We start from the raw sequence: 7,021 nt of genomic DNA, 5'->3' as shown, positions 1-7,021 counted from the left end.
GTAGACGGCTACGCTGGCGATCCCGGCGTCCCGACACGCCCGGGCAACGCGGACAGCGATTTCGCCACGGTTGGCGATGAGCACCTTGCGCACGACGACTGCTCCTCAACTTTGCGGGTGCTGAAGCGGAAAGATCGAGAGCGAAACGCCCTGTGGTTTGTACAGCTCCACCCTCGAAGCATCCTGGAGAGACCGTATCCAGCGTTACTCCGCAGTTGTCCACCGTCCGGTAGGCCAACGGAGAGTGCCGGGCACCGGCTAGGCCCCAAGCCCCTTGCCGGGCAGGGGAGTCGGGGCGGACCATGGATGAGTTCCGCCCCCGGTGGCGTTCCGGCGCGGGGAATTGCGGGAAATGCCTCAGAGGTTGACTTGGAGCCCGGCCGGTGATCCGCAGGATCGGTTGTCCGGTCGCGGTAATGCATTCCGGGTCGAGGGAGACCGGAATCCCCGAATTCCCCGGTATGTGGCCGTGAACCGTCGGCGACTGCCGTGCGGACCGCCATGGCGGGCTGCGGCGTACGGCACGGATTCTCGCCCGGAGGAGCCCGCTTCAGCCCGCGAGGACAGCCGGGGGAAGCCGGGGGAAGCCGGGGCAGCCGGGGGAAGCCGGGGGCGCCGCCTCCCCCGGACGGCGCCGAAAAATACCTGTCGTACGGTTCCCCTGGGCGCGGGGCGCGGACGACCGCACAATCCGCTGGCGAATTGGGGGGATTGGCTCGCATATCATAGCTTTGACAAACCGGCATGCCGGTTTGTAATCTCCTCGGCACGTCAATGCGGCGCGATGGTGCACAGGACTGGGGGAGTTATGCGCTTTCGGATGCTGGGCCCGCTGGAGGTGAGGTCCGGTGGGCGGCGGGTCCCTCTGGGGGGCGTCAAGCAGCGGGCCACGCTGGGCTTCCTGCTGCTCCACGCCAACCAGGTCGTCCCCACGAGCCGGCTGCTGGCGGCGCTCTGGCGCCCGGACAGCACGCCACCGACGGCACGCAAGATCCTCCAGAACGCGGTGTGGGGCCTGCGCGGCATCCTCGGCGAGAGCGGCCCCGACGGCGCGGAGGGCGCCGTCGAGCTGGTCACCCGCGCGCCCGGCTATCTGATCCGCACCGACCCGGACCGGATCGACCTGTACGTCTTCCGGCGCCAGGTCCGCGAGGGCCGGGCCGAACTCGTGGGCGGGCGGCCCGAGGCGGCCGTCGCGTCCCTCGGTGCGGCGCTCCGCCTCTGGCGCGGCCCGGCCCTCGCGGACCTCGCCGAGACCGGTGTCGGCTGGCCCGAGCTCACAGCCGTACAGAACGCCCGGCGCGATGTCCTGGAGGACTACTTCGAGGCGCGGCTCGCGTGCGGGCAGCACTACGCGGTCCTCGGTGAGCTGGAGTCCGCCGTCGAGGCCGAGCCTTTGCGCGAGCGGAGTTCGGGTCAGCTGATGCTGGCGCTGTACCGCTGCGGGCGGCAGGCCCACGCACTGGCCGTCTACAACCGCCTGCGGGCCATCCTGGTGGAGAACCTCGGTCTGGAGCCCGGCCACGAGCTGCGCCGCCTCCAGCGGGCCATCCTCGCGCACGACCCGTCGCTGGACCTCGACCTCGCCCCGGCGGCCCGGGCCCCCGCGCGGCCGGCCGCCCTCGCGTCCGTCGCCGCCACCGACCAGCCGTGCGAACGCGGTGACCGGCGCCGTGCGCTCACCGCCGTCCCCACCCGCCGCGGGCACGGCCGGGCCCCGGAGCGTACGGCGTCGGCGCGCCCGGTGGCCGTGCCCCAGCAGGCTTCCGTACGGACGGAGGTGACGAGCCGTGAGGCGGTGAGCGTCCTCCTCGTCCGGGCCGGAATCGCCCCCGGCGGCGACCCCCGCCCCGGGATCGACGAGGCGGGCGGACCGGACGAGATGCTGGAGCGGGCGGAGGCGGTCACGCGTGCCCGGATCGAGCACTTCGGCGGGCTGGTCGTCGGCTCCCTCGGACCGCTCTCGCTCGGCCTGTTCCAGGACGCGCGGGGCGGTGACGCGGCCCTGCGCGCGCTGCGGGCAGCCGCTGCCGTACGGGAGGCGGTCGCCCCCGACCGGGGTCTGACCCTGCACGCGGCCGTGGCGACCGGCCGGGCGCTGGTCCGCTCCGCCTCCGGCGACTCCGGCGGCCCCGGCACCCCGCTGTCCGTCAACGGGGTCCTCCTGGACCTGTGTCAGCGGCTGCTCACCCGGGCCGGGCCCGGCGAGATCCTCGTCTGCCAGGACTCCCGGCTGGCCGCCGGGGCGGAGGTCTCCTGCGGCCCGGCCGACGGCTCCCCGGGGTCTTGGCGGCTGCGTGAGGTCTCCGCGCGGCCCGACGCGCCCCGGGCGGCGACGGCCGCGTATCCCGCGCCGTTCGCGCGCCCGCCCCGGCGGATCGGGGCCTGACCGGGCCCGGCCACGGGCGGGTGCGGGCGCCGAGGCGGGTCCGTGCCCCGTCGGGGGGCGGGGCACGGACCCACCCGGGCGCCCGGACCCCGGCGGGGCGACGGGATGAACGGGGCCTGTCCGCCGGACGGGCCCCGGGCGTTCCCTGCGGGGAGCCCCCGGGCAGGCAGCGAGCGGCTGGTCGCAGGTGAGAGGTGAGAGGTGAGAGGTGAGAGGTGAGAGGTGAGAGGTGAGAGGTGACCGGCGGCAGGCGGTTCCTACGCCGACATCGCGGCGGCAAGACCCGGGCTGCCCTCGGGCTTCAGCGACCCGAGCGCGTCGGCCCGGGCGAGGCGGGGCAGCAGCAGCCCCCAGAACTTGCCGAACATCTGCCGCGAGGACCAGCGCGGCTGGCTGCGCCCCATCGCCTCGAAGCCGACGGTGGTCGCCGCGATCACCGCCTTGGCGTCCTCCACCACGACCCCCTCGGCGAGCGCGCCCTCGGCCGCCGCCCCGGCCAGCACGTCACCGACCCAGTCCACCCAGTACTGGCGCAGATCCGTGGTGCCCTTCCAGGTCGCGTCCGAGCTGAGCCCGAACCCGGCCCGCAGCACCACGTCGTCGCCGAGCCGGAACGCCAGCGCGTGGGTGGTGTCCACCAGGACCTGGAGCGCCCGGCCGTGGTCGTTCCCGCGCGGCGGCGCGATCTGCCGCAGGGACGCCATCGCGTGCTCGCCCACCGCCTCGGCCAGGGCGTTCTTGCTGACGAAGTGGAAGTGCAGCGCCCCGTTGCTGACGCCCGCCCGGGTGCTGATCGCGGTCAGTGAGGACGGGGCGAAGCCGTCCCTGTCGAACACCTCGGCCGCGGCGAGGATCAGCGTCTTACGTGTCCGCTCAGCCCGTTGCTGCTTGCTCATGGTGTCACTCCGTTGTCGCGCAGGAAGAAGTCACGCAGGAAGAGGGCTTCTGGGGACAGGAGCCAAGGATCAGATTGTATAGAAACCAACCCGACGGTTTCTTTAGTACGGATGGAGTCTGGCCCAAAGCGTTCGCGGAGCGGGCCGGGCTTTTCCCGCGTCCTACCCAGCTGGCCTGCGTTCAAAGGTGAGTTGAGGGCCGGCCGGGTGACGGTGTACGGCCGGAAGTGGACGGGTGCTCCTGGCCTCGACCCGGCCGAAACGCCCCGCCGGGCGTCGGCGAACGGGACAACCGGTCTGCAGTGCTCCGTTTCCGGGGTACGCGAAAGGGCCCGGCGGGTCGGTGGATTCCACCCTCCCGCCGGGCCCTTCGAGGGCGTATGTCCGCTTCGTACGGGCTAGGTCACCCGGACTGCTGCTCCCCGGCCGCCGCGCACTCCGCGCAGGTGCCGAAGATCTCCACGGTGTGCGCCACGTTCACGAAGCCGTGCTGCTCCGCGATCGCGTCGGCCCACTTCTCCACCGCCGGGCCCTCGACCTCCACGGCCTTGCCGCACATCCGGCAGACCAGATGGTGGTGGTGGTCACCGGAGGAGCAGCGCCGGTAGACGGCCTCGCCGTCGCTGGTGCGCAGCACGTCGACCTCGCCCGCGTCGGCGAGCGACTGCAGGGTCCGGTAGACGGTGGTGAGCCCCACCGAGTCGCCCCGGTGCCGGAGCATGTCGTGCAGTTCCTGCGCGCTGCGGAACTCGTCCACCTGGTCGAGGGCCGCCGCCACGGCGGCCCGCTGCTTGGTCGACCGGCCGCGTACGGGTGGTCCAGCCGTCGCCACAGGTGCCTCCCTCTAACCGTCGCCCGCTCACATCGTCGGGCCATTCTGCCAGGTCGGGGTCAGACCGTGGCCTCGTCGGGCGCGGTACGCGACCCCGGTACCTCCAGGGTGCACTGCCGTGCGGCGGTTTCGGCCACCCGCGCGCGCCTGCGCGCCAGGGGCGCGGCGAGCGCGGTCAGGGCGATGAACGCGCCGATCGCGAGGAGCACGATCGTCGCCCCGGGCGGCACGTCCTGGTAGTACGAGGTGACGGTTCCGGCCAGGGTGACCGTGGTGCCGATGACCACCGCGAGGACGAAAGTCACCGCGAAGGAGCGCGAGACCTGCTGCGCCGCCGCGACCGGCACCACCATCAGCGCGCTCACCAGGAGCAGTCCGACGGCCCGCATCGCCACCGTCACCGTGATCGCGGCGGTCACCGCGACCAGCAGGTTCAGGGCCCGCACCGGCAGCCCGGTGACCCGCGCGAACTCCTCGTCCTGGCTCACCGCGAAGAGCTGGCGCCGCAGCCCGACCGTGACGAGCACCACGAACGCGGCGAGCACGCAGATCGAGGTGACGTCCGAGTCGGAGACGGTGGAGAGCGAGCCGAAGAGGTACGAGGAGAGGTTGGCGTTGGAGCCGGTGTCCGAGAGGTTGACCAGCAGCACACCGCCGGCCATACCGCCGTAGAAGAGCATGGCGAGAGCGATGTCGCCGCGCGTCTTGCCGTACGCGCGGATCAGCTCCATCGTCATGGCGCCGAGGACGGAGACGAGCGTCGCCATCCACACCGGGCTGGTGTTGAGCAGGAAGCCGAGGCCCACGCCGGTCATGGCGACATGGCCGATTCCGTCGCCCATCAGGGCCTGGCGGCGCTGGACGAGGTAGATCCCGACGGCGGGCGCGGTGATGCCGACCAGGACGGCCGCGATGAGCGCCCGCTGCATGAAGGCGGTCTGGAGGATTTCCATGGTCAGCTCAGCAGTCCTGTGCGGATCGGCTCGACGGGCGAGTGGGGGTGGACGTGGTCGTGGCCGGGCAGCGCGTGCTGGCCGGTGGCCTTGGGCGGCGGGCCGTCGTGGGTGACGCAGCCGTCGCGCAGCACCACCGCGCGGTCGATCAGGGGCTCCAGCGGGCCGAGTTCATGGAGGACGAGCAGGACGGTCGCGCCGCCCGCCACCTGCTCGCGCAGGGTCGAGGCGAGGATCTCCTGACTGGCCAGGTCGACGCCCGCCATCGGCTCGTCCATGATCAGCAGCTCGGGCTCGGAGGCGAGCGCGCGGGCGATCAGGACGCGCTGGTGCTGGCCGCCGGAGAGGGCGTTCACCGAGTCCCTGGCCCGGTCGGCGAGGCCCACGAGCTCGATGGCCCGGGCCACGGCCGCCCGGTCCGCCCGGGAGAGCAGCCCCAGTTTGGTACGGGACAGCCTCCCCGAGGCGACGACTTCGCGGACGGTCGCGGGCACCCCGCCGGCGGCGGTGGTGCGCTGGGGTACGTATCCGACGCGCGCCCAGTCCCGGAAGCGCTTCAGCTCCGTACCGAACAGCTCGACGCGGCCCCCGGTCAGCGGCACCTGGCCGATCACCGAGCGTACGGCGGTGGACTTGCCGGAGCCGTTGGCGCCGAGCAGGGCGACGACCTCGCCGCGTCCGACGGTGAGGTCGATGCCGCGCAGCACCGGGCGCGAGCCGAGTGTCGCCGTGGCCGCGCGCAGGGATATGACGGGTTCCGTCGTGGGGTCCATCACTGGTGCCTCCGATGTGCCGGATGCGGACGGGGGAGTGCTCACTTCGCGCCGAGCGCCGTCTGGAGCGCGGCCAGGTTGGACGCCATCACCTGGAGGTAATCCTCGCCCTTGGACTTCTCGGTGATGCCCTCCAGCGGGTCCAGGACATCCGTCTTGAGGCCGGTGTCCTTCGCGAGGGTCTTAGCGGTCTTGTCGCTGGCCAGTGTCTCGAAGAAGACCGTGTCGACGTGGTCCTTCTTCGCGATGGACTGGAGCTCCTTGACCCGGGCGGGGCTCGGCTCGGCCTCGGGGTCGATGCCCGCGATGCCCTCCTGGGTCAGGCCGTAGCGCTCGGCGAGGTAGCCGAAGGCGGAGTGGGTGGTGATGAACGTCTTGGTGGCGGTGTTCTTCAGGCCCGCCGCGAACTTCTCGTTCAGCGCCCCGAGGTCCTTGACCACGGCGTCGGTGTTCTTCCTGTAGTCCGCCGCGTGGTCGGGGTCGGCCTTCTGGAGGGCCTTGCCGACGCCCTGGGCGACCTCGGCGTACTTGACCGGGTCCAGCCAGACGTGCGGGTCCGCGCCGGCCTCGCTCCCGCCGTGGTGCTCCTCGCCCTCGTGGCCGTGGCCGACCTCGGTGCCGTGGTCCTCCAGCTTGGTGAGAGCGGCGGCGTCGACGGTGTGCTTGGCTTCGGACTGGGTGATGGCCTTGTCCACGGCGGGCTGCACGCCCTTGAGGTAGACGACCAGACCGGCCCGGCCCAGGGAGGCGGTCTGCCGGGGGCTGAGCTCCAGGTCGTGCGGCTCGACGCCCGGCTTGGTCAGGTTGCGTACGGAGACGTGGTCGCCGCCTATTCGCTCCGCGAGGTACTGCATCGGGTAGAACGACGCCACCACGTCGAGCTTGCCGTCCTTGCGGCCCGAGCCCGCCTCGGCGTCCGAGCAGGCGGTCAGGGCGCCGAGGCCGAGCACCACCGCGGCGGCGAGGGCGGTGGCCGGTATGAGGCGTCGTACGTTCATGACAGTCATTTTCAACAAAAGTGGAAACGATTGTCAACAAGGCGGGGTGGCGCCTCTGCCGCGGGCGGTGCCGGGGTACCTGACGGGATACCGATTTGATCCAGGGGTGGAGGCCGCCGCTAATCTGAAGCATTCGCCCGCCCGTCACCCGACCGCCGCCCCTCAACGAGGCGCTTCGCG

At 72.2% G+C, this 7,021-nt stretch carries 7 protein-coding genes; 1 reads left to right on the top strand and 6 read right to left on the bottom strand.

Features of this window, described 5'->3' with window-relative positions; translation table 11 throughout:
* On the bottom strand, nt 1-93 hold a 93-nt coding region (locus ACZ5ID_RS33765), incomplete at its 3' end, for a biotin carboxylase N-terminal domain-containing protein (RefSeq protein ID WP_280842533.1).
* Between the two features lie 715 nt (nt 94-808).
* Between ACZ5ID_RS33765 and ACZ5ID_RS33760 the strand changes: the two genes are divergently transcribed.
* A complete protein-coding gene (locus ACZ5ID_RS33760; protein WP_468905746.1) occupies nt 809-2,389 on the top strand; it encodes an AfsR/SARP family transcriptional regulator in 1,581 nt (526 codons plus the stop codon).
* 257 nt (nt 2,390-2,646) lie between these two features.
* Here ACZ5ID_RS33760 and ACZ5ID_RS33755 read toward each other — a convergent pair whose 3' ends face one another.
* From ACZ5ID_RS33755 to ACZ5ID_RS33735, 5 genes are all read right to left on the bottom strand, one after another.
* On the bottom strand, nt 2,647-3,285 hold the full coding sequence (locus ACZ5ID_RS33755; protein WP_468905743.1) for a ScbR family autoregulator-binding transcription factor: 639 nt from the start codon (nt 3,283-3,285) through the stop codon (nt 2,647-2,649).
* Nucleotides 3,286-3,688: 403 nt separating this feature from the next.
* Nucleotides 3,689-4,117 carry a Fur family transcriptional regulator gene (locus ACZ5ID_RS33750; RefSeq protein WP_468905740.1) on the bottom strand — a complete coding sequence of 143 codons (429 nt, stop codon included), beginning with the start codon at nt 4,115-4,117 and terminating at the stop codon, nt 3,689-3,691.
* A 59-nt stretch (nt 4,118-4,176) separates the two neighbouring features.
* Nucleotides 4,177-5,070: a metal ABC transporter permease gene (locus tag ACZ5ID_RS33745; protein ID WP_406554191.1), complete on the bottom strand. Its 894-nt coding sequence runs from the start codon at nt 5,068-5,070 to the stop codon at nt 4,177-4,179.
* Nucleotides 5,071-5,072: 2 nt separating this feature from the next.
* A complete protein-coding gene (locus ACZ5ID_RS33740; RefSeq protein ID WP_468905737.1) occupies nt 5,073-5,843 on the bottom strand; it encodes a metal ABC transporter ATP-binding protein in 771 nt (256 codons plus the stop codon).
* A gap of 41 nt (nt 5,844-5,884) precedes the next feature.
* Nucleotides 5,885-6,841 (bottom strand): metal ABC transporter substrate-binding protein, encoded by a 957-nt coding sequence (locus tag ACZ5ID_RS33735; protein ID WP_468905734.1) that lies wholly within the window; start codon nt 6,839-6,841, stop codon nt 5,885-5,887.
* Nucleotides 6,842-7,021 lie beyond the last annotated feature (180 nt).

The sequence above is a fragment of the Streptomyces sp. NPDC031670 genome (assembly GCF_055580545.1).
This window is presented reverse-complemented; position numbering and strand designations above follow the sequence as displayed.

Coding starts and splice junctions, on each gene's coding strand:
- ACZ5ID_RS33760 (WP_468905746.1), top strand. CDS start 809: ATGCGCTTTCGGATGCTGGGCCCGCTGGAGGTGAGGTCCGGTGGGCGG.
- ACZ5ID_RS33755 (WP_468905743.1), bottom strand. CDS start 3,285: ATGAGCAAGCAGCAACGGGCTGAGCGGACACGTAAGACGCTGATCCTC.
- ACZ5ID_RS33745 (WP_406554191.1), bottom strand. CDS start 5,070: ATGGAAATCCTCCAGACCGCCTTCATGCAGCGGGCGCTCATCGCGGCC.
- ACZ5ID_RS33740 (WP_468905737.1), bottom strand. CDS start 5,843: ATGGACCCCACGACGGAACCCGTCATATCCCTGCGCGCGGCCACGGCG.
- ACZ5ID_RS33735 (WP_468905734.1), bottom strand. CDS start 6,841: ATGAACGTACGACGCCTCATACCGGCCACCGCCCTCGCCGCCGCGGTG.